This is a genomic window from Sphingobium sp. B7D2B, from assembly GCF_025961895.1.
Lineage (GTDB): Bacteria > Pseudomonadota > Alphaproteobacteria > Sphingomonadales > Sphingomonadaceae > Sphingobium.
In genome coordinates, this window is sequence record NZ_JAOQOM010000001.1 from 2430777 (window position 1) to 2452529 (window position 21753).

At 64.9% G+C, this 21753-nt stretch carries 21 protein-coding genes; 13 read left to right on the forward strand and 8 right to left on the reverse strand.

Annotation, left to right across the window (positions count from 1 at the left end; all coding sequences use genetic code 11):
* Positions 1-176 precede the first annotated feature (176 nt).
* The 3 genes from M2341_RS11245 to M2341_RS11255 all read right to left on the reverse strand — a co-directional run bounded on the left by M2341_RS11245 (position 177) and on the right by M2341_RS11255 (position 4247).
* Complete coding sequence (locus tag M2341_RS11245; protein WP_264585289.1) at positions 177-2591, reverse strand: TonB-dependent receptor; 2415 nt, start codon at positions 2589-2591, stop codon at positions 177-179.
* 371 nt (positions 2592-2962) lie between these two features.
* Complete coding sequence (locus M2341_RS11250; RefSeq protein ID WP_264579173.1) at positions 2963-3262, reverse strand: hypothetical protein; 300 nt, start codon at positions 3260-3262, stop codon at positions 2963-2965.
* A 34-nt stretch (positions 3263-3296) separates the two neighbouring features.
* Positions 3297-4247 (reverse strand): mechanosensitive ion channel family protein, encoded by a 951-nt coding sequence (locus tag M2341_RS11255; RefSeq protein ID WP_264585290.1) that lies wholly within the window; start codon positions 4245-4247, stop codon positions 3297-3299.
* 425 nt (positions 4248-4672) lie between these two features.
* On the opposite strand from M2341_RS11255, the gene M2341_RS11260 reads away from it, so the two are divergent.
* On the forward strand, positions 4673-7480 hold the full coding sequence (locus M2341_RS11260) for a DUF3857 domain-containing protein (protein ID WP_264585291.1): 2808 nt from the start codon (positions 4673-4675) through the stop codon (positions 7478-7480).
* A gap of 191 nt (positions 7481-7671) precedes the next feature.
* Here M2341_RS11260 and purQ read toward each other — a convergent pair whose 3' ends face one another.
* From purQ to M2341_RS11280, 4 genes are all read right to left on the reverse strand, one after another.
* Complete coding sequence (gene purQ, locus M2341_RS11265) at positions 7672-8346, reverse strand: phosphoribosylformylglycinamidine synthase subunit PurQ (RefSeq protein WP_264585292.1); 675 nt, start codon at positions 8344-8346, stop codon at positions 7672-7674.
* A 25-nt stretch (positions 8347-8371) separates the two neighbouring features.
* Entirely contained in the window at positions 8372-8605 is a 234-nt protein-coding gene (gene purS, locus M2341_RS11270) for a phosphoribosylformylglycinamidine synthase subunit PurS (RefSeq protein WP_264570683.1), read from the reverse strand.
* A 51-nt stretch (positions 8606-8656) separates the two neighbouring features.
* On the reverse strand, positions 8657-9430 hold the full coding sequence (locus M2341_RS11275) for a nucleotidyltransferase domain-containing protein (protein ID WP_264585293.1): 774 nt from the start codon (positions 9428-9430) through the stop codon (positions 8657-8659).
* A gap of 222 nt (positions 9431-9652) precedes the next feature.
* Positions 9653-10123 (reverse strand): DUF6456 domain-containing protein, encoded by a 471-nt coding sequence (locus M2341_RS11280; RefSeq protein WP_264585294.1) that lies wholly within the window; start codon positions 10121-10123, stop codon positions 9653-9655.
* Between the two features lie 96 nt (positions 10124-10219).
* Here M2341_RS11280 and M2341_RS11285 point away from each other — a divergent pair, with 96 nt between their 5' ends.
* Together M2341_RS11285 and M2341_RS11290 are read left to right on the forward strand one after the other, a co-directional pair.
* Complete coding sequence (locus M2341_RS11285; protein WP_264585295.1) at positions 10220-10783, forward strand: helix-turn-helix domain-containing protein; 564 nt, start codon at positions 10220-10222, stop codon at positions 10781-10783.
* A 95-nt stretch (positions 10784-10878) separates the two neighbouring features.
* Positions 10879-11565 (forward strand): phytanoyl-CoA dioxygenase family protein, encoded by a 687-nt coding sequence (locus tag M2341_RS11290; RefSeq protein ID WP_181560010.1) that lies wholly within the window; start codon positions 10879-10881, stop codon positions 11563-11565.
* 45 nt (positions 11566-11610) lie between these two features.
* Here the strand turns inward: M2341_RS11290 and M2341_RS11295 are convergent, their stop codons facing one another.
* A complete protein-coding gene (locus M2341_RS11295; protein WP_181560011.1) occupies positions 11611-11814 on the reverse strand; it encodes a hypothetical protein in 204 nt (67 codons plus the stop codon).
* A gap of 124 nt (positions 11815-11938) precedes the next feature.
* Between M2341_RS11295 and rpiB the strand changes: the two genes are divergently transcribed.
* From rpiB to M2341_RS11345, 10 genes are all read left to right on the forward strand, one after another.
* A complete protein-coding gene (rpiB, locus tag M2341_RS11300; protein ID WP_264585296.1) occupies positions 11939-12391 on the forward strand; it encodes a ribose 5-phosphate isomerase B in 453 nt (150 codons plus the stop codon).
* Positions 12392-12444: 53 nt separating this feature from the next.
* Positions 12445-13764 (forward strand): serine hydroxymethyltransferase, encoded by a 1320-nt coding sequence (gene glyA, locus M2341_RS11305; RefSeq protein WP_264570689.1) that lies wholly within the window; start codon positions 12445-12447, stop codon positions 13762-13764.
* 16 nt (positions 13765-13780) lie between these two features.
* Positions 13781-13987, forward strand: coding sequence for a hypothetical protein (locus tag M2341_RS11310; protein WP_264585297.1), 207 nt, complete (start codon positions 13781-13783; stop codon positions 13985-13987).
* Complete coding sequence (nrdR, locus tag M2341_RS11315) at positions 13988-14449, forward strand: transcriptional regulator NrdR (protein WP_181560014.1); 462 nt, start codon at positions 13988-13990, stop codon at positions 14447-14449.
* A gap of 155 nt (positions 14450-14604) precedes the next feature.
* Entirely contained in the window at positions 14605-15678 is a 1074-nt protein-coding gene (locus M2341_RS11320; RefSeq protein ID WP_264585298.1) for a TrmJ/YjtD family RNA methyltransferase, read from the forward strand.
* Between the two features lie 151 nt (positions 15679-15829).
* Entirely contained in the window at positions 15830-17008 is a 1179-nt protein-coding gene (locus M2341_RS11325) for an acyltransferase family protein (protein ID WP_264585299.1), read from the forward strand.
* Between the two features lie 164 nt (positions 17009-17172).
* Complete coding sequence (gene rpsD / locus M2341_RS11330; protein ID WP_181560017.1) at positions 17173-17787, forward strand: 30S ribosomal protein S4; 615 nt, start codon at positions 17173-17175, stop codon at positions 17785-17787.
* A 143-nt stretch (positions 17788-17930) separates the two neighbouring features.
* Positions 17931-19664, forward strand: a complete 1734-nt coding sequence (locus M2341_RS11335) for a M28 family metallopeptidase (RefSeq protein WP_264585300.1) — start codon at positions 17931-17933, stop codon at positions 19662-19664.
* Between the two features lie 270 nt (positions 19665-19934).
* The gene (locus M2341_RS11340) at positions 19935-20819 is read left to right on the forward strand and encodes a KpsF/GutQ family sugar-phosphate isomerase (RefSeq protein ID WP_319801052.1); all 885 of its coding nucleotides are present in this window, start codon (positions 19935-19937) and stop codon (positions 20817-20819) included.
* Positions 20820-20921: 102 nt separating this feature from the next.
* The gene (locus M2341_RS11345) at positions 20922-21746 is read left to right on the forward strand and encodes a 3-deoxy-manno-octulosonate cytidylyltransferase (RefSeq protein WP_264585302.1); all 825 of its coding nucleotides are present in this window, start codon (positions 20922-20924) and stop codon (positions 21744-21746) included.
* Positions 21747-21753 lie beyond the last annotated feature (7 nt).

Sequence of the window (21753 nt, forward strand, 5' to 3'; positions counted from 1 at the left end):
GACGCAGCTATGACTGCTGGCTTCGAGCCTGCTGGTGGCAAATGGCGGCGAGCGATGACGACAGCAACGAACAATATCACCGGAAGCGCAATTGCGCCCGGCAAGCCTGAGCCTGCCGGGCGCGATGTTGATCGGTTCAACCGGTCGCGCGGCGACCTCAGCCGCCGCGAAACCCCTTAGAACTTGTAGCCGACCGTCAGGCCGTAGGTGCGCGGTGGAAGCCAGGTCACACCGAGCAGGCGGCCCGTGGCGAGAGCGAAGGTGCTGCTCGGGCGGAATACGTCGAACAGGTTCTTGGCCCAGAGCTGCGCGCGGATGCGGCCGTCGTTGGTCTCGTAGGCCAGCGAGGCATCGACCATGGTGTAGGCCGCGCTGCTTTCGATCTCGCGCATATACTCGCTGAAGTAGGTGCGGCTCTTGTAGGAGACGTCCACGCTCGGCGTGAAGGTGCCGATGGGCGCGATCACATCATATTCGCCATGCAGGTTCCACGACCAGCGCGGGCTGTTGCGCGTGTCGTTGCCGGCAAGCTGGATGTTGCCGCCGCCCGGGGCGCCAAAGGCCGTCGGATCGGGGTTGGTCACGGCGTTATACGGCGTGCCACCAGCGATGTTGGCCGGGTTGAGCGGATCGAGCGTCAGATAATCGACGAAATGCGCATCCGTGTAGGAGAGCGCACCGCTCAGGCGCAGGCCGGGCATCGGGCGCAGCATTGCGTCGAGTTCGATGCCCTTCGCACGGGTCTTGGCCGCGTTCTGGAAGATCGTGGTGTAGCCGGTCGGGCCGCCCGCGATCGTCTTGTTCAGCTGCAGGCCGTTCAGCGTATAGGCATAGCCAGCGAGGTTCACGGTCAGCATGCGGCCGAAGCTCGCCTTGATGCCGGCCTCATGGTTGAACATCTTCTCGGGGTTCACGATCGTGGTGCTGCCTGCGGCATTCTCACCCGAGCCGGCCTTGAAGCCTTCCGAATAGGTGTAATAGAGCAGGATGTCCTGATTGGCCTTCCAGACCAGCCCGGCTTCCGGCGTGAAGTCGCGGAAGGTCTTCTCCACATGCGTGCCCGCGGCGGTGTAGCGCAGCACCGGCCCCACCCCGTTGCGGGTGATGATGATGGAGGGGTTCTCCGACTCCACATGCTCACTGCTCCAGCGGCCGCCGAGCTTCACGCTGAGGCCCGCGAGCGCCTCGCTGAACATGCCAAGCCCGATCTCATACTGGCCGAAGATCGAGAAAGCCTCGGTCAGCAGGTTCGAGCGCGTGCAGACGCGCTTGGGCGCGATGATGTTGCTGCCGCCGGTCACGCCGTTGGGCGAGTATCCGCACAGGCCATAGGCCTCGTTGAGATCGATGCCGGCAGCCTGTAGCACGCCGATATTCTGCGCCATGCCGGTCCGGTTAGCGAGACCGACATTGTCAATCGGCCGCTGGCGCTCATGAAAGAAGAACACGCCGATGGTGCCGTTCACCCATTCGGACTGAAGGCCAAGCCGCAGCTCGTTGCTCCACTGCTTGCTGTCGATCCGGCGCTCCTGCACCGTCGTCGCCTGACCGTTGGTGGGCAGGCTGTCGATCACCGCCGAAAGATCGAGATCCTGGAACAGCGAGCTCTTGAAGGAGCGATAGTTGGCGATGTTGGTGACCGTCAGCGCATCGTTGAGCGGTACGTTGAGCGTGCCGGTGAAGGCATAGGTCTCGGTCTCGGTGCCCGGGCTGGATTCCGTTGCGAGATCACGCGGGTTGGTCGCATAGCCGCCCACGCCGAGCGGCGCCAGACGCGCCACGCCGGGGAAGGATGCGCGCAGATAGTGGATCGCGCCGGAGGCATCGCTCTGGCGGAAATATTCGCCGGAGACCAGCAGCGTCGCCTCGCGGCCGAGGTCGAACTCGAGCGAGGCGCGGCCCATGCGGCGGTTGAGGTCGTCGACGTCCTTGCCGGAAACCGGATTGATGCCATAGCCATCGCGGTTCTCGGTCTTGATCGCCAGACGGGCGCGAATGCCCTCGGTGATCGGGCCGCTGATCGCGGCTTCGGTCGTCAACGCATTGTAGCTGCCATAGCCGATGCGGCCATAGCCGGAGAAGATGTCCGTCGGGCGGGCGGTGATGACGTTGATCGACCCACCCACCGCGTTGCGGCCATAGAGCGTGCCTTGCGGGCCGCGCAGCACCTCAATGCGCTCCAGATCGAAGAGCGAGGTGAGCTGGGCCTCGGCGCGGGCCACGTAAGCACCGTCGACGTGGAAGGCCACGCCGGTCGAGCTGCCCGTGGTCGAGGTGTTGGCACCCACGCCACGAATGAAGATCTTCGCCTGATTGAAATCGCTGCCGAAGTTCACCGACGGCACGATCGTCTGCAGGTCAGAGATGCTGTTGACGCCAGCGCTGGCGATCCGGTCGGCGCCCAAGGCACTGACGGCGGCGCCCACATCTTGCAGCGATTGCTCGCGCTTCTGGGCGGTGACGATGATCTCCATGCCGTCATCGGCGGCGGTCGCGGTCTGGGCGGCCTGCGGGGTTTGGGCGAGGGCGCTCGTCGAGGCGAGGAGCAGCGCGGGGATGGACGCTTGGATGGACAGGGAAATCCGTTTCATTCTCTCTCTTCCGTTTCTGTTATGCTGGCCCTGCGGGATGGGCATGCATGTTCAATGCGCCCGCACTCACTGAATGCAAGACCCGACTGCCCCAAAGGGCAGCGATATCGTTCATTCGAGACACAGGTGTAGCCTTTGCGCCACGGCTCGCTTTGACCCACGTCAAACCGCCCCGCGCCTTGTCGACATGCGTTGCAAATGCGCATCTGTGCTCGCGAAGGAGGGGCGCCATGCTGGCATGAAGAGCAGCCATGCGCAGTCCGGACGCTACGGAAACGGGAAGCGCCCGAGCCGGCGGTGGCCGGCTCGGGCGCTTGATGATCGGGCGGATCGTCCGCGACGATCCTCAAGAGAGGGAAACGGTGTCGGGGCTATTCCGGGATGGAGCCGTCCTCGTCGTCCATATTCTCCTCGCCTTCATAGGCGCCCATGTCGATGAGGCCGCTGCGATCCATCTGGTTCATCGTGTCCACCAGGTCCGGCGCATCGATGGGCATCACCTGAGCGGGATTCGGCTTGCCGCCATGTTCGGTTTCGGACTCGCCGCGATAGGGATTGGCCTGCGCATCGGCGGCGACATCCTGCGCCTGCGTGCCGCTCTCATCCTGCTCGGCATTGTCCTTGTCGGGATCGTTGAAGTCCAGCGGCGGGGTTTTCTGACTCTGCGTCATGGATAGGCCTCCTATAATGCCGGGGACCAAGCCCTCAGCCTTCGGAGGAAGAACGCGCCCCTGCCCCATCGGTTGCCGCGCCCTGCACCGGCCGCAAGGCGTCCAGCCCAGCCTCGCCCTCCTGGCCGAACAGACCGCGCACCCGGATTTCCTGCTGCGGCAGCGGGATTTCGATGGCATTCTGGCGCAGGGCATCGTCGATCGCCCAGCAATAGGTCGCCAGCGTGCGCCCCGGTCGTTTGACGGCGGACAGGGTGGGCCAGACGACTAGCTCGAACTTGAGCGCGTTCTCGCCATAGCCGACGAGCCAGACCTGCGTGCGCTTGCGCCCGGCATCGGGCAAAGTCAGCGGCACGGCCTTGGCCGCCTCGATCACGGCGTCGCGCACCTTCTCCTTGTCCGCGTTAAGGGCCGTGCGAAACGGGATATGGACGCGGCGGGTCATGCGGTTGCGCGTCCAGTTGGTCACCTTGCCGTCGATGAGATTGGCATTGGGCACGAGCATGTCGACATCGTCATTGGTCAGCACCGCCGTCGCGCGCGGCCCGATGGAGCGCACCTCGCCCATGGTGCCGTCTTCCAGCTCGACAAAATCGCCAACCTCGATGCTCCGGTCGAACAGCAGCACCAGCCCGCCCACGAAGTTGCGCACGATATCGCGCAGCCCCAGGCCGATGCCGACACCCAGCGCACCGGCGAACAGGGAGAGCGCGGACAGATCGACTCCCAGCGCCGACACCGCCGCTGCAAGCCCGAAGGCGACGATGACATAGCGCGCAATCTGCCCGCCGATATGAATGGCGTGGGAGCGTTCCTCCCCCATGGTCTGCTGCGCGCGGCGCACGAACTTCTTGAGCAGCCACACCGCCAGCAGCGCCGTCGAGAAGACGACGATGGCCGAGATGATCGCGCCGATGGTGAGCCCGGACGCCCCGATATAGGCGATGGGTTGGGTCAGCAGTGCATCGGCGCCGTTCAAAGCCACATGGCCTCCTGTGGAGTGACCGCACCCTGAGGGCCGGCTATCGGGATGTCAAATCGGTGGCTTGGTCGAAAAGTTCCGGTCCTCTTCAAGTGCCTCACTTGTCCCGTTGCAAGACAAGCTGTCGCAAAACGGCTTCGCGCGAGGCCATGTCGTGCTATTCCGCAGGACATGGAAACCCGGCGTGATGCCATTTACTATCAGCAACTCGCCCGGGTGGCGCGCTTGAAGGCCGACAACTGTGGCGATGCAGACGTTGCCCGTCGCTTGCGCGAGGCCGCTATATTGCATGAGCGCACTGCCCGCCGCCTGCAGCGGGAAGGAACGCCGAACCAGCCCGAAGAATAATGCGCGGCATCGACAGCGTCGATTGAGCCATTCGTCGCGATCAGCTAACGCCTCATGGCCTGCGCGATGAGGAGAGACGATTGAAACGGCGTATTTTTGCTTCAGCCCTGCTCTGTGGCCTCGCCCTCTCTGCGGTGGCGCGCGCGGGAGAGACGCCGTTATATCAGCCCTCGCCGGACTGGGTCATCCCCGCACAGCTTCCCGCGCCGTCCGCGCTCGCCGCGAGCGGCCCCGCCATCCTGATCTTCGACCGCCAGCAGCGCATCGCAGACGGCAGCCTGTGGACCTATTCAGACAGCGCGCAGCGCATCACCTCGGCCGAACAGCTCAATCAGCTCGCCAACCTCACCCTGCCCTGGCTGCCGGACAAGGGCGATCTCATCATCCATGAGCTGGCAATCGTGCGCGATGGCCAAAGCATCGATCTGCTGGCCGGTGGCCGCACGTTCACGGTCATCCGGCGCGAGCAGGCGCTGGAGCGGCGCGAACTCACCGGGCTGCTGACCGCGACCATGGCCGTCGAAGGCCTGCGCGTGGGCGACATCCTGCGCCTGCGTGCCTCCACCACCGGCAAGGACGCCGCGCTTGCGGGCCACGTCCAGGCGCTGACGCCGTTGATCACCGCGCCGGTCACGCTCGGTCAGGGTCGCCTCCGCACCCTGTGGGACAATGACAGCCCGGTCAAATGGAAGGTCGGCATCACCGGCATCGAGGCCAAGCCAGTCCGCGGCCCACGCTTCACTGAGCTTAGCTTTGCCCTGCCCGGCCCGCGCCAGACCGAGATCCCCTCCGATGCGCCTGTCCGTTTCCAGCCGCTGCCTTTGCTCGAGGTCTCCACGTTCAAGGACTGGGCTGACGTCTCCAAGACGATGTCCCCGCTGTTCGCGACGCAGGGCCTGCTCAAGCCCGGCAGCGCCCTGCTGCAGGAGGTACAGGCGATCATGGCTGCTGAGCGCACGCCGCTCGGCCGCGCCCAGCGCGCCCTGCGGCTCGTTCAGGACCAGATCCGCTACCTGGCCGTCTCCATGGATGGCGGCAATTATGTGCCGCAAACGCCGGAGCAGAGCTGGGCTTTGCGCTATGGCGACTGCAAGGCCAAGACACTGATGCTGCTCGCGATGCTGCGGGAAATGGGCATCACGGCAGAGCCCGTGCTCGCCCATGCCCAGCTCGGTGACGCCGTCGTGAAGCGCCTCGCCAGCCCGGCTGCCTTCAACCACATTCTCGTGCGCGCGCAGATCGATGGCGAATCCCTGTGGCTGGACGGCACCGGCATCGGCTCGCGGATCGAGGATATCCACGACACGCCGCCCTTCCGCTATGTGCTGCCCCTGCGCCCGGAAGGCGCCGATCTCCTGCTGATCGAGCCACGCAACGCCGGCCGCCCCGCCTTCGACCTGACGATGACCATGGATGAGACCGCCAGCATCGATCTGCCGAGCGTGTTCGATCTCTCGCTGGTGTTGCGCGGCCTCGCCGCCATGCAGCTCAACGTCGTGCGCACCCAGCTGGACAGCGAGAAGCAGCAGGAGGTGCTTGGCGAGTTCCTCTCCAGCGTGGTCGGCGACTCCCAGTTTGCGGACATCAGCCTCACCGGAGACGATCAGGCCGGGATCGTGACGATCAAGGCGCGGGGCGTCACCGATTCTGAGTGGGCGTGGACGGACAAGACCATGCGCCGCGCGGTCGACAAAAGCATCTCGTCGATCAGCTTCGCGCCGGATCGCGCACGTGCGGCCTGGTCCGCCATCCCGGTCGCGACGCCGGCGCCCGAGGGCCGCCATGTTCGCACGACCATCCGCCTGCCCCAGCAGGGCGCGGGCTTCCGCGTTGAGGGCGAGCCTGCGCTGGCCGCCCGCATTGCCGGCTATGATTTCAAGCGCGCGCTCAGCCTTGAGAAAGGCGTGCTCACCATCGATGAAAATGTCGATTCCACCGGCATCGAGATCCCAGCCAGCGAGATCGGTGCCGAGAAGGACCGTCTCGCCACCGCGCAATCGCAGGCGCCGCGCCTGATCGCGCCGGCCAATGCCCTGCGCTCGTGGGACATCACCGGCAAGGACCCTACCGGCGCGACCCAGATCGCCGCCGCGCAAGCCGTCTACGCCAAGGCCATTGCCGCCAATGCCGACAAGGCCGCGCCCTATCGCGATCGGGCGACATTCCTCCGCGCGATCAACGATCGCAAGGGCGCCCTTGCCGATCTCGGCAAGGCCATCACGATCGAGCCAGACATCGACCTCTATCTGATGCGCAGCCAGATCCACAAGGAAATGGGCGACCTCAAGGCAGCGCTGGCGGATGCCGAAGCGGGCCGCGCACTCGACCCCGCATCCGTGGGTGCGGTGTTCAGGGTCGCCAACCTGCGCGCCGAAAGCGGCGATCTGGATGGGGCCGTCGCACTGCTGGATCAACGCATTGCGCTGGGCGGCGAATCCCGCCGAACGTTCCAGGAGGGCAAGGCCGACATCATCGGCACTTATGGCGACCCGGCCACGGCGCTTGCGCTTGTCGACACGCTGCTGGAAGACCGGCCGGGCACGCCGTCACTGCTCAACATGCGCTGCTGGATCAAGGGGACGCGGCAGGTCGAGATCGAAACAGCCGCGAAGGATTGCACATCGGCACTGGAGTTGAGCAACAGTCCCTATGGCATTTTGGATAGCCGTGCGGTCGTCTCCTATCGCCTCGGCCGCTATGAGGATGCGCTCCGCGATCTCAATGCCGTGCTGAATGCCGTCCCCAATCTCGCGGAAAGCCGCTTCATGCGCGGCGTCGTCCTCGCCCGCATGGACCGCGGCGCGGAGGGCCAGGCCGATCTCGCCATCGCCCGCCGCATCAAGCCCCGCATCGACGCGGACTATGCGCGCTTCGGCATTGCCCCGTAAGGCAAGGAAGCGAGCATCGAGCACCAGCCTATCCCACCTTTGTCACCCCGGACTTGATCCGGGGTCCAGCTTTCTTGGTGGGATGCTTGAACCTTCGGCTGCATTGAAGCAGCGGGACCCCGGACCAAGTCCGGGGTGACGAGGAATGGGGAGCAAGCCCGCCCGTCGCTCCAACCGGCGCCCGCAAACCCTCAGGCGCGCGCGAGCAGGCCTTCGGTCAATCCCTCGAACATCCGGCGCCCGTCCGTACTGCCATGGGTCTTCTCGATCGCGCGTTCGGGGTGCGGCATCATGCCGAGCACATTGCCGCCCTCATTGAGGATCCCCGCGATGTTCCGCGCCGATCCATTGACGGCCTCGGCATAGCGGAACGCAACGCGGCCCTCTCCTTCCAGTCGATCCAGCGTCTGCGCATCGGCAAAATAATTGCCGTCATGATGCGCGACGGGGATGTTGATCGTCTGGCCGGCCTCATAGCCGCTGGTGAATGCGCTCTGGCTGTTCTCCACGGTCAGCGCCACGCTGCGGCAAACGAAGTGGATGCCGGCATTGCGCATCAGCGCGCCCGGCAGCAGCCCCGCTTCGGTCAGCACCTGAAAACCGTTGCAGATGCCGAGCACATAGGTGCCACGCGATGCCGCCTGAGCGACGGCCTGCATGATCGGCGAGCGCGCCGCCATGGCGCCGGAGCGCAGATAGTCTCCGTAGGAAAAGCCGCCGGGCACCCCGACAAGGTCCAGACCCTCCGGCAGTTCCGTCTCGCGATGCCAGACCATCTCGGGCTTGGCGCCGCTCACGGCCTCGAAGGCCACGGCCAGATCGCGGTCGCAATTGGAGCCCGGGAAGACGATGACAGCGCTTTTCATCGGAAACGTCCTTCCTGTCGTCGGCTCAGCCGATCGCCTCGATGCGGTAATTCTCGATCACCGTATTGGCGAGCAGCTTGCGGCACATCGCGTCGATCTCGTCCTCGCTGGTGCCGTCGGCCAGATCGAGCTCGATGAGCTTGCCGGCGCGGACATCATTGACGCCGCCAAAGCCCAGCCCTTCCAGCGCGTGCTGGATCGCCTTGCCCTGCGGATCGAGCACGCCGGATTTCAAGGTGACGAACACGCGGGCTTTCATCGGGACTGTCCTTGTCATGTTGATCGGTGATGGTGATCGGATGCGCCGGCCCTAGACCCGGTCTTTCGTCGCCGCAAGGGGTGAGCGCGTGTCGATGCGCTGCGCAGCCAGCGCGTCGCGCCGAAACCCGTCGAAGCAGCGCCCACCGACCTGCGCAAGTTCTGCTTCGCCCAGCTGCAGCACGGCGTCAGCCCGCCCAGCGCCGAACAAGTCGGCAAAGGCGGTCTCGTAGCGGCTCGAGAGGCCGGGTTGCGCAGCCTCCAGCTGGCGGGGCAGCCATTTGCCGGCGCCATTCCAGCAGTCGCGGGTGCGCAGGCTCAGTTCCGCCAGCAGCGGGTGGAGTCGCGCGCCGATGGCCAGCTTCTCGGCGCGGCTGCGCTCGCCGCGCAGATCGTCCAGCGCGTCGGTGATCTGGTAACGGAGGTCTTCGAGCGCCTCGGCACTCAGCGGCCTTGGTCCGGCCGCGAGCCGCGCCGCGACCTTTGCCTGTAGCACCTTGCCGAGCGCGATCCGCCGCCCGATCACTTCGCCCTCGGCCACCATCGAGAGCAAGGAGGGGCGCCCCTTCGCAATGTCCTGCTCCATGAACCAGGCGAGCGTGGAGGAATCATGCACGAACATTTCAACCGGCACGCCGTCGACCGTCTCCGATTCCCGGTGCGCCAGGGGCAGCGCGCGATAGACCACCACCAGATCGATATCCGACCAGGCGCGCCCTTCACCGCGCATGATGGAACCGGCCACAAAGGCGTAATCGGCTCCGGGAAAGCGTTCGAGGAAAATGGACTTGGCAATGGCCAGCGCGCGCGCGGGATCGGTGATCATGATGGCGGCGCCTTATCAGCCCCGCGCGCGGAAGAAAATGCGCCTGAGCCAGAGCGGATCGGGTTTGAGGTGGCGGCGGGCTGGGGCGGATCGGAAGCCCAGGCGCGGACAACTTAGCCCCCACGAACGAACGCGCCCTTCTCCTTCCTCCGTCATTCCCGCGTTCGCGGGAATGACGAGGATGAGGGGCGCTATGCAAGCAACCGTGAAGCGGTGGCTGGCTTATCGAACCCGGTAAAAATCCCCTACCCGATCCAGCGCGAAGCCCAGCACCAGCTTGCCGGCCCGCGCCGGCCAGCCGAGCGCGCGTTCGGCCGCGACGAGGCTTTCGCACGCGCAGACGACCCGCCACAGGATATCCACCAGGCCGGGGCCGGCCGCCGCCAGCGCGCCATTCAGCCGGTCGCGCGCGCTCATTCTTGCGAGCGTCGGCGCTTGCCCCGGCGCCCCGCCCGGCCCAGCGCGAACCGGTACGGCCGCCAGATCCCAGTTCATCGTCACGCGCGCGCCCATGCCGGCCTGCTCCCAATCGCGGCGCAGCGCCTCGGCGGCATCGAACTGCCGCTGGCTCAGCATCCCACGGGCATGGAGCCAGCTCGTCGGCGATTCTGCCATGTTGACCATCACGCGCTCGCGCCGCCCATCGGGTCCTTCGATCACTCGTTCCACTGTCTTACCGCGCCGTTCAGCCATGCCTGCGTCTCCCGCTTCGAGTCGCAAAGACCATTGCCATGTGGCGACAAATGTAGGACATAGCGAACCGATGAGGTTAACAAATCAGGTGAGCCGATGATTACGAGGATCAGAGAAGTCCGCAAGGCGCGGGGCCTCACGCTAGAAGGAGTCGCCGCACGCTGCGAGCCGCCGACCACCGCCCAGACCATCGGTCGCCTCGAAACAGGCACGCGAACCGTATCGGTAAAATGGCTCAACCGTATCGCCGCCGCGTTGGACGTGCAGGCCAGCGACCTCGTCGATCTGCCCGCCAGCGAGAAAGTGCCCGTCGCCGCGCTGGTCGGCCCAGATGGCGCCGGCGCGCCCAGCCGCCCGCTCACGCTGGTGCCGCCCGCCGTGCCCAAGGGCGCGCTCGGCATCCGTATGACCGCCGCGCTGGGCGATTACCGCGCCGGAGACGAATTATGGTGTGAACCCCTGCCGCCGGAGCGGTTCGCCGACGCACTCAACCGCGACGTGCTGGTGCCCCGCCCCGCCGGCCGCTTCCTCTTCGGCCGCCTCATCGGCCGCGACGGCGCCATGCTCCACCTCCTCCCGCTCGGCATTGGCATGCGCCAGCAAGTGGTGAACGACCCTGCCTGGATCGGCCTGCCGTTACGGCTGATCCGGGATTTGTGATCCCAATCGCGGCACCCGACAATGCGCTCGTCGGGGACTAAAGTTGTTGCCGCATCTGCCCCGGCTGCCTGATGCTTTAGCGATGATCTGAACTTATGACGCAACCTGCAGAGCCCTTTTCCCTCACACTCGCAAGAGACGGCGCCGAGCATTTTCATGGCGCCGCTTCAAATTGCCTTGGAGAAATTTGCGAAATATTGAGCACGCTTCCCGGAGGGCAAGCCGGCTTGCGTCTTCGTAACGTAGCGGGCCTCCGGCCTCTTTTGGCATCCACAGGACCAGTAGGATCTTTGGCCGCTTCGGTTCTCGGAGAGCGCTGCCAACCGGTTCGAGCGATCCTGTTCGACAAAACCAACGAGACGAATTGGTCGCTCGCGTGGCATCAAGATCGGACAATATGCGTGCAACGCCGATTGGAGGTCGAAGGCTATGGCCCTTGGAGCAAGAAAAGCGGGATGCAACATGTTGAGCCGCCCTTCGCCCTCCTTGAACGGATGCTGACCCTACGCTGCCACATCGATGATGTTCCAGAAGACAATGCGCCACTTCTGGTTGCGCCAGGCTCACATCGCGCCGGCCGGCTTCCCATAACCCAGTATGATAACGTCGTTCAGAAATGTGGGGTGCGGGCCTGCCTAGCTCAAGCTGGCGATGTCTGGGCTTACGCCACGCCCATTCTACACGCTTCCGCCGCCAAAAAGTCCGCGGGACATCGGCGCGTGTTACAGATCGATTACTCGGCAGACGAACTCAAAGGCGGACTGGAATGGCTAGGCATATAATGCCGGCCGACCTGCAACCAGTCAGCTTTGGACTTCAGGCAACGCTTACTCCGCGGCGTTCGCTACGCCCGCCGCACCCGGCTCCGCCACCGGGATCGTCCAGATCGTCACATTCATGAACATCACCATCGCCGCGACAATCATCAGCCAGCCGCGCTTGGCATCGTGCCGCCAGCCGATCATGTAGATGCCGCCCACGCCCAGCGCGATGCCGGCGAGCATGAGGATGGAGAGAATGGTCCCGCTCATGGCCGCCCGATAGCGCCAGCCGCGCGGCCACGCAATCCACGGTGGCATTCTGGGCCTGCGGATACTAGATAGCGGCGCAAAGCCGACTCGTTCAGATTCAGAGTTGGGCCGGGGACCTTCTGCCATGCATATCGCCATCGCTTCCGACCATGCCGCAACCGACCTCAAGGCCGCGCTGGCCGATTGGCTGCGCGAGCAGGGTCATGATGTGAACGATCTTGGCCCGGCCGCGGGCGAGAGCGTCGACTATCCCGATTATGGCTACAAGCTGGCCGCAGAGATTGCGGCCGGCCGCGCCGAGCGCGGCGTCGCGCTGTGCGGCTCGGGCATCGGCATTTCCATTGCAGTCAATCGCGATCCGGCCTGCCGCTGCGCGCTGGTGAGCGAGCCGCTCTCCGCCCAGCTCTCGCGCGAGCATAATGATGCGAACGTGATCGCGATGGGCGCCCGCCTGATCGGCCCGGAAATGGCCAAGGCCTGCCTTACCGCCTTCCTCACCACCGATTTCGGCGGCGATCGCCACGCTCGTCGCGTCGGTAAGCTCGGCAATCCGCCGGCGCTCGCCACGACGGCGTGATGCCGCGCCCGATCCGTTGAACACAGACGTCTGATAACAAGGAACATCCGCTCATGACTGCCTCGCCAGCCGCTGCCGATCTCGACAACCAGCCCGCCATCCGCGCTCAGGGCTTTTTCTCGACCGGCCTTGCGGACGCCGATCCGGAGGTGTTCGCCGCCATTCAGGGCGAGCTCAAGCGCCAGCAGGACAAGATCGAGCTGATCGCCTCCGAGAACATCGTGAGCAAGGCGGTGCTGGAAGCAACCGGCAGCGTGTTTACCAACAAATATGCCGAGGGCTATCCCGGCAAGCGCTATTATGGTGGCTGCGAGTGGGCCGACGTGGTGGAGAACCTCGCCATCGAGCGCGCCAAGAAGCTCTTCGGTTGCGACTTCGCCAATGTGCAGCCGAATAGCGGCAGCCAGATGAACCAGGCGGTGTTCCTTGCGCTGCTCCAGCCGGGCGACACCTTCATGGGCCTCGATCTGTCCGCGGGTGGCCACCTCACCCACGGCTCGCCGGTCAACATGTCCGGCAAGTGGTTCAATTGCGTGTCCTACGGCGTGCGCAAGGAAGACCAGCTGCTCGACATGGACGAGGTGATCGCCAAGGCCCGCGAGCACAAGCCCAAGCTGATCATCGCGGGCGCCACGGCCTATCCGCGCGTGTGGGACTTCGCGGCCTTCCGGGCGATTGCCGATGAAGTGGGCGCCTATCTGCTGGTCGACATGTCGCACTTCTCCGGCCTCGTCGCTGGTGGCGCGCATCCCTCGCCCTTCCCGCACGCCCATGTCGTGACGACGACGACGCACAAGTCGCTGCGCGGCCCGCGCTCGGGCATCATCCTCACCAATGACGAGGCGCTCGCCAAGAAGTTCAACTCGGCTGTGTTCCCCGGTCTGCAGGGCGGTCCGCTGGTGCATGTCATCGCCGCCAAGGCCGTCGCCTTCGCCGAGGCGCTGCAGCCGGAATTCAAGGCCTACGCCCACCAGATCGTCGCCAATGCCAAGGCGCTGGCCGCCAGTCTCGCTGATGCCGGCGTGGCCGTCGTCTCGGGCGGCACGGACAATCACCTGATGCTGATCGACCTGCGCTCGCGCAACACGACCGGCAAGGCCGCCGAGAAGGCGCTGGATCGCGCCTATATCACCTGCAACAAGAACAGCGTGCCGTTCGACACGGCGAGCCCCTTCGTCACCTCCGGCCTGCGCCTCGGCACGCCGGCGGGCACGACGCGCGGCTTCCGCGAGGCGGAGTTCCGCCAGATCGGCGGCTGGATCGCCGAAGTGGTCGAGGGCCTGCGTCGCAATGGCGATGAAGGCGATGGCCAGATCGAGGCGCATGTGCGCGAGAAGGTGAAGGCCCTCACCGCCGCCTTCCCGATCTACTGAGCAAGGACCGCGACCGATGAGCAAGCCCGACGATATCGCCCAGCGCGCCAAGGCGGAAGCCACCGGCATGGCCAAGCAGGGGCTTGCCCATCCCTCCACCAAGCCAGTGCTGACAGGTGCCGCGATTGGCGCGGTGGCCGGGCTGGTCCTGCCGGTGGTCTCGCTGCCGCTCGGCCTCGTGGCCGGCGCCGGTATCGCCTTCTGGCAGAGGATTCGCCGCTAAATGCGCTGTCCTTATTGCGCCCATGAAGACAGCCAGGTGAAGGACAGCCGTCCCACCGAGGACGGCGCCGCGATCCGCCGCCGCCGCCAGTGCGAAGGCTGCGGCGCGCGCTTCACCACCTTCGAGCGCATCCAGCTGCGCGACATCGCCGTCGCGAAATCGAACGGCACCAGCGAGCCCTTCGACCGGGACAAGCTCGCGCGCTCCATCGAAATCGCCTGCCGCAAACGGGCAATCGACACGGTGCGCATCGAGCGGCTGGTCTCCGGCATCCAGCGCCAGCTCGAAACCAGCGGCGAGACGGAAGTCCCGGCCGCCCGCATCGGCGAACTGGCGATGGAAGGCCTCAAGGGCCTGGACAGCGTTGCCTACATCCGCTTCGCCAGCGTCTATCGTGATTTTACCGAGGCGAAGGATTTTGAGTCCTTTGCGGGGTCGATCCGTGAGGTTGGCCGGGAGTGAGGCACCACGTCGCCCTGAGTAGCTGTACCTGCGTTCGTACTGAGCAGTCCTAGAGTTTCCAGCGGTGCGGCCTCCCCTAAGAGAGGTTTCCCACCTTCCGTTCGCCCTGAGCGAAGTCGAAGGGCATGATCGAGCGAAACGAGATCTGAAGAGAGATGAGTTTCCACACCTACATCCTTCGCTGCGCTGATGGCACCTACTATACGGGTCACACGGACAATCTGGATCTGCGCTTCGCCCAGCATCAGTCTGGCGAGGTCCAAGGCTATACCGCCGACCGGCGCCCGCTTGAACTCATGTGGTCGAAGCAGTTCGCCACGCGTGCCGAAGCACTGGCTTGCGAGCTTCAGATCAAGGGCTGGTCGCGCAGGAAGAAGGAAGCCTTGATCGCTGGAGACTGGCAGGGGCTTAAGGAGGCTTCCGTGTCTGTGAGTGCACCAGCCTCGCCAACGCTCGGCTCGGCCCTTCGACTTCGCTCAGGGCGAACGGAGGAGGCGGATGAGCCAGGCGCGCTTTCCCCACGCCCCGTCATCGTCCTCGTGCGCCCTCAACTCGGCGAGAACATCGGCAAGGCGGCGCGGGCGATGCTCAATTTTGGGCTGACCGAGATGCGGCTGGTTACCCCGCGCGATGGTTGGCCCAATCCGGCGGCAGGCCCCGCAGCCGCGGGCGCGGACGAGGTTTTGGCCAACGCACAGGTTTTTGAAACGCTGGCCGATGCCGTCGCGGACTGTCCGCATGTCTATGCCACCACCGTGCGCAAGCGCGGCGTGACCAAGCCTGTCGTGACGCCGGAAGAAGCCGCGCGGGATATCCACCTTGCGCAGGGGCGCAGTGCCATCGTCTTCGGCCCGGAGCGTTCCGGGCTCGAAACCGACGATGTCGCGCTTGCCCGGGCCATCCTCACGGTGCCGATCAACCCGGAGTTCGGCTCGCTCAACCTCGCGCAGGCCGTCATCCTGTGCGCCTATGAATGGTCCAAGCAGGCGGCGCTCAGCCAGCCGACCCACACCGACCTGCTGCCCCCCGCGCCCCAGGAAGAGCTGGAGGGCATGATCGCCCAGCTCGATGGAATGCTGGAGCAAGCCGGCTATTTCTACCCGCCCGATCGCGCCCCGGCGACACGGCGCACCCTGCGCGGCGTGCTCACCAAGCCCGGCTGGAACAGCCTCGAAGTGCGCACCCTGCGCGGCGTTCTCTCCGCGCTGGCCAATCCGCGTCCCCGCTGACAATCAGGGAAGCCGACACCGAGCGACCGGCCCATTGCCGCCATCTTGCGGGTCAAAACCGACGAACCTCCCTGCCATCGCGGCCAGCCGTGCCACCGCTCTGGTGCCCGAGCGCTTTCTTGTTCAAGGCTGGTGCGCGTCAGGAAGAAGAATGAGAACAGACGTTTCGGGTCGTGAACATCATTGGGACGCCATGCGCGCCCTGCTCATGCTGCTCGGCATTCCCTATCATGTCGCCATGGCCTACCGCGCCAATGACGTGTGGATCGTTAATGCGGGCGAAGGTGATCTCATCTTCACGTGGATCGCTGGGATCATCCACCTGTTCAGAATGCCGGCCTTCTTCGTGATCGCTGGCTATTTCGCCGCGCTGCTACTGATGCGCCGCGCGCCCGGCGCGTGGATGAAGAACCGCCTGATCCGCCTCGGCCTGCCCTTCATCGCGGCGCTGTTCACCCTCAATCCACTGCTAAACCTGTTCTGCGAACTCTCCAATTTCAGCCTCTGGGGCGCTTTGGGCTCGCTGGAGAAGAACAGCCTGCAATCCGGCGGATATTGGGTGCGGCATTTGTGGTTCATCATCGTGCTGCTTTATCTTTGCGGTGCGGCCGCCCTGCTCTGCCATCTCGCGCCGCGCGCCGGGCAGGCTATGCTTCCCACGCGTATCGATGACTGGCTGGGCCGGCATATGGCAGCGGCCGTGATCGGCCTCGGCGTCGTGATCGGCGCTTGGCAGGTCGGGGCCATCGAGCTCTTCTATGCCTGGGGTTTTGCCACCAACCTGCCCCAGCAAATCCTGCGGATCGACCAGTTGATCCAGTTCGCGCCGTGGTTCGCGCTCGGCTGGCTGGTCTGCCGCGCCCCCCAGTTCCGCGCAGAACTGCACAAGCCTTCCGCATTGCTTGCGCTCATCGCCCTCGCCGCCACCCTGCTCTACCTCCAGATCGGACGAGACGTGCATCCGATGACCGAGCGGTTCATCGGCGCCATCGCGGCGATCACCATGACGCAGGCCCTCATTGCCGCGATGAAGCGACTGGCCGACAGGCCAAGCCCGGCGGTGCAGGCGCTGGTGAGCGGGGCCTTCGTGATTTATCTCGTCCATCTGCCCATTACGGCCGGTCTCGTCGTCCTCGGCCAGCACATCCCGATGCCGGTGGTCGTAAAGGCGGGCGTGATCACCGCGCTCACCATGGCACTCAGTTGGGGCTGCTGGCGCATCGTCCAGGCCTCCCCTACCCTGCGCCTGCTGTATGACGGCGTGGGGCCGGAGCTTCCGCGCCTGACCACACCCCCCGCGCGAAAGACCGCCACCGCGACGGCACCTTGACTTTCCGCCCCTCGCCCGCCATAGGCGCGCCTTCGCAATCGGCCCCGCACCCCGGTGCAGCGGCGGCCCTGCCTCTGAAAATGAGTGTCAGGCGAAAGACCGGGATCGACGCCAAACCCTTTCAGGGCGCGGCAGACGTTGTTCGCAATTGAAGGAAAGTCATCATGACGAAGCGCACAAGCGCCAAGTACAAGCTCGACCGTCGCATGGGCGAGAACATCTGGGGTCGCCCCAAGAGCCCGGTCAACAAGCGTGAATATGGCCCCGGTCAGCACGGCCAGCGCCGCAAGGGCAAGATGTCCGACTACGGCATCCAGCTGCGCGCCAAGCAGAAGCTCAAGGGCTATTATGGCGACGTGACCGAGAAGCAGTTCAAGAAGAGCTACATCGAAGCCAGCCGCATGAAGGGCGACACCAGCCAGAACCTCATCGGCCTGCTCGAGCGTCGTCTGGACGCGGTTGTCTACCGCGCCAAGTTCGCGCCGACGATCTTCTCGGCTCGCCAGATCGTCTCGCACGGCCACATCTATGTGAACGGCGTGAAGTGCAACATCGCGTCGCGTCTGGTGAAGCCGGGCGACGAGATCACGCTCGGCAAGAAGGCGCAGGAAATGGCGCTCGTTCTCGAGGCCCAGAGCCTGCCCGAGCGCGACATCCCCGACTATCTCGCCCCCGATGGCGCCACCAAGATCACCTATACCCGCGTGCCCACGCTGGACGAGGTGCCCTATCCGGTGAAGATGGAGCCGAACCTGGTCGTCGAGTTCTACTCGCGCTGATCGATCGGCCTCTCAGGCAGATTTCAAAAAAAGGCGGTCCGGCAACGGGCCGCCTTTTTTCATTATTCTGAACCGGCGCCCTGCCGCTTGAACGCACCCGGAGGCGATGCCATGAGGAGGGCTAACAATTTGAAAGCTCTGTCATGCGCCCCGTTCTTGCCCTGCTCGCCTTACCGCTCATTGCCTTGGCAGGATGTCATTCCCGAGACGTTGTGCAGAGCAGTGCGACGACAGCGCCCGCGCCGATCGCCCAGACGCCGACATCCGACTTCATCCTTCCGGCTCCGCAACCCGGCCGCCTCATCGACATCAACCTGCTCAAAAGCGTCACGCGCACCCTGTCCTCGGACGCTTTCGAAGGGCGCGCCCCCGGGACTGTTGGCGAGGAAAAGACCGTCTCCTATCTCATCGCCCAGATGCGCAAGGTTGGCCTGAAACCCGGCAACAAGGGAAGCTGGACGCAGGACGTGCCGCTGGTCGAACTGACACCCTCGCCGGACATGACCTTGCGGATCGCCGGGGCAAAAACCGCCATCAACCTCGCCTACAAGACGGATATGGTCGCGGGCACCTATCGGGTGGTGCCGGCCAGCACGGTGGCGGCCAGCGACATGGTGTTCGTCGGCTACGGCATCAACGCGCCCGAGCGGGGCTGGAACGATTATGCCGGCGTTGATGTACGCGGCAAAACTGTGGTTATCCTCGTCAACGATCCCGATTACGAGATGGAAGGTCTCGACGGTCCCTTCGAGGGTCGCGCCATGACCTATTATGGCCGCTGGACCTACAAATATGAGGAAGCCGCGCGGCAAGGCGCCGCTGCCGCGCTGATCGTTCACGAGACATTCCCGGCCGCTTATCCATGGGACGTGGTCGTCTCCTCCTGGACCGGGCCGCAGCTCAACATCGATGTGCCGGGCGATCATATGGATCAGTCGGCCGCGGCCGGCTGGTTGACGCTCGATGCTGCCAAGCGCGTCTTCGCTGCGGCCGGCAAGGATTTCGCAGCGCTCAGCGCCGCGGCCAAGCGCTCGGGCTTCCGGGCGGTCCCCCTAGGCGACCTCAAGGCCAGCATCACCATCAACAATACGATCCGCCGCCAACGCTCGCGCAACGTGATCGGCATCCTCCCCGGCACCAGCCGGCCCGATGATTATGTGCTCTACACCGCGCACTGGGATCATCTGGGCCGATGCGAACCGATCGATGGCGACGACATCTGCAATGGCGCGGTCGATAACGCGACGGGCACGGCCGCACTGATTGCGCTGGCCAAGGCTCACCGTGACGCCGGACCCACTGCGCGCACCCTGGTGTTCCTCGCCGTGACGGCGGAGGAAGCCGGCCTGCTCGGTTCGGCTTATTATGCCGAGAACCCCGTCTTCCCGCTCGCGCGGACGGTGGGTGGCATCAACATGGATGCGCTGAACATGGCGGGCCCGACCCGCGACGTGGTGGTCATCGGCGGCGGCAAATCCGAGCTGGAGCTGTTCCTCGAACGCGCCGTCAAGGATGCGGGCCGCGTCATCAAGCCCGAGCCGGCGCCGGAAAAAGGCAGCTTCTACCGCTCCGACCATTTCAGCTTCGCCAAGCAGGGCGTGCCCATGCTGTATGCCGAGAGCGGCGAGGACCTGGTGGATGGCGGCGTGACGGCCGGCCAGGCCGCGGCCGAAGATTACACGGTGCACCGCTATCACAAGCCGCAGGACGAATATGATCCCCGCTGGACCTGGGCCGGCGCGGCAAGCGATCTCCAGCTTCACTATCGCATCGGCCGCGAACTGGCGCAGAGCGACGTGTGGCCCAACTGGTTCTCAACCGCAGAATTCCGGACGATTCGCGACGAGAGCCGGAGTGGAGCGAATGCGCTAAAGTAGACGGAACAGGTTGTTAAGAGCCTTGGTGTTAAAACTTTAAATCATCGCTTTGCTAAGGCCAGTTGTTCTGAGAAAGCGATGAGTTGTTGCGGTGCAAAAATGAGTTGCGCGAAAGCGCAGCCAAAGCTAGCCCAAAGCGCAAATCAGGGAAATTCCGTCGACATGGCTACTGTTCACCCGCGTTCCTTTCACCCTTCCCGGGTAGACCATGAAAGAACGCTCGAGGCGGGCCTTTCCGTTATCACGCAAGAGGCCGCTGGTCTCGCAGCCTTGGCTGCGTCGCTCGATCAGTCCTTTTCGGATGCCGTCAACGTCATCCTGAATACGCCCGGCCGTGTCGTCGTCGCAGGCGTCGGTAAGTCCGGGCATATTGCCCGCAAGATTGCAGCGACCTTTGCTGCGACCGGCACGTCCTCCTTCTTTCTTCACGCCGGGGAAGCAGCCCATGGCGACCTGGGGATGCTGAGCCAAGGCGATGTGCTGATCATTCTCTCCAACAGCGGCTTTTCGCCGGAATTGCGCCCGCTGCTCACTTATGCCGGGCGGCGGGGCGTGCAAGTTATCGGCATCGTCTCGCGGCGTCATTCGCCGCTGGGCGTCGCAGCCGATATCGTCCTGCAACTGCCCAACGCGCCAGAGGCCTGTCCGGTGCGGATTGCGCCGACGACCTCCACCACGATGATGTTGGCGCTTGGCGACGCACTGGCCATGGCGGCCATGGAGCGTCGCGGCCTCACGCGGACCGATATTGCCCAATGGCATCCCGGCGGAGACATCGGCTCCCGCCTCGCGCCGATCGAAGAAGTGATCAACGTCAACGACCCGCTTCCTCTGGTTCGCTGGGACGCGCCGATGCGCGACGTGGTTTTCGAGATGACAAGCGGCGGCAAGGGCGTGGCGGGCGTCCTGTCCGATGATGGCTCGTTGGTCGGCATCATCACCGATGGCGATTTGCGCCGCGCCTTCGACCATGTGCTTACCGCCCGTGCGGCCGATATCATGACCAGCGCCCCCATCACTGTGCCCGTGGGCACGCTGGTGGAAGAAGTTCTCACCCTCATGAACGATGCCAAGATCACGGTGCTGTTCGTCACGGCGCAGGATGACCGCGCAAAGCCCGTCGGCATAGCGCATATTCACGATCTCGCGCCCTGAGCGGGTGCGCCATGATCGCCGGTCAACGTCACGCCCAGATTGACCGCGAGGCTGATGGAACCCGGCTTGCATTCGGCCCGAGATTAGACGACGGGAAGCCGTATGAGTGAGCGCCCTGCCCTGGCTGATGCCCGGACCGTCATCATTATCCCGACCCGCTATGGATCGAGCCGTTATCCCGGCAAACCGCTGGCGCCCATCATGGGCCCTGATGGCATCACGAAGACGCTCATTGGGTGGAGCCATGATGGCGCACTCGCCGTCTGCGGAGACGCGGCCGTCGTCGTCGCGACGGACGACAGGCGGATCACCGACGAAGTCGATGGCTTTGGCGGCCAGTGGCTGATGACGCCGGAAAGCTGCGGCAATGGCACCGAGCGGGTGGCGGCCTGCCTCGACGCGCTGCCCAATGCGCAACTCCTCGTCAACTTCCAGGGCGATGCGCTGCTCACCCCGCCGGCTTTCGTCACTGCCCTGATCGACCATATGAACGCCAATTCGGAGGCGCAGGTCGCGACCGTCGCGGTGCGTTGCTCGGCCGAAACCTATCGCCACCTTGCCGAGGATGCCGCGCAAGGCCGGGTCGGCGGCACCACCGTCGTGGTCAACAACCGTTCCGAAGCACTGTACTTTTCCAAGCGCATCCTCCCCTATCTGCCGGACGGCCGCATGCCGGACGAGGACATGCCCGTCCTGCTCCATCTTGGCCTCTACGCCTATCGCCGCGCCGCGCTTGAGCGCTATGTCGCGCTGGGGCCGACGATGCTGGAGGCAGTCGAGGGCCTCGAACAGTTGCGCTTCCTCGTCGCGGGCATACCGGTCTCGGTCGTCACGCTTGAGGAACAAGGCTATCCCATCGTAGAGGTGAACAACCGCAGCGACGTTCCGCTGGTCGAAGGGATTCTCAGCGCGCGCGCCTTGCCCTAGGTGAGGA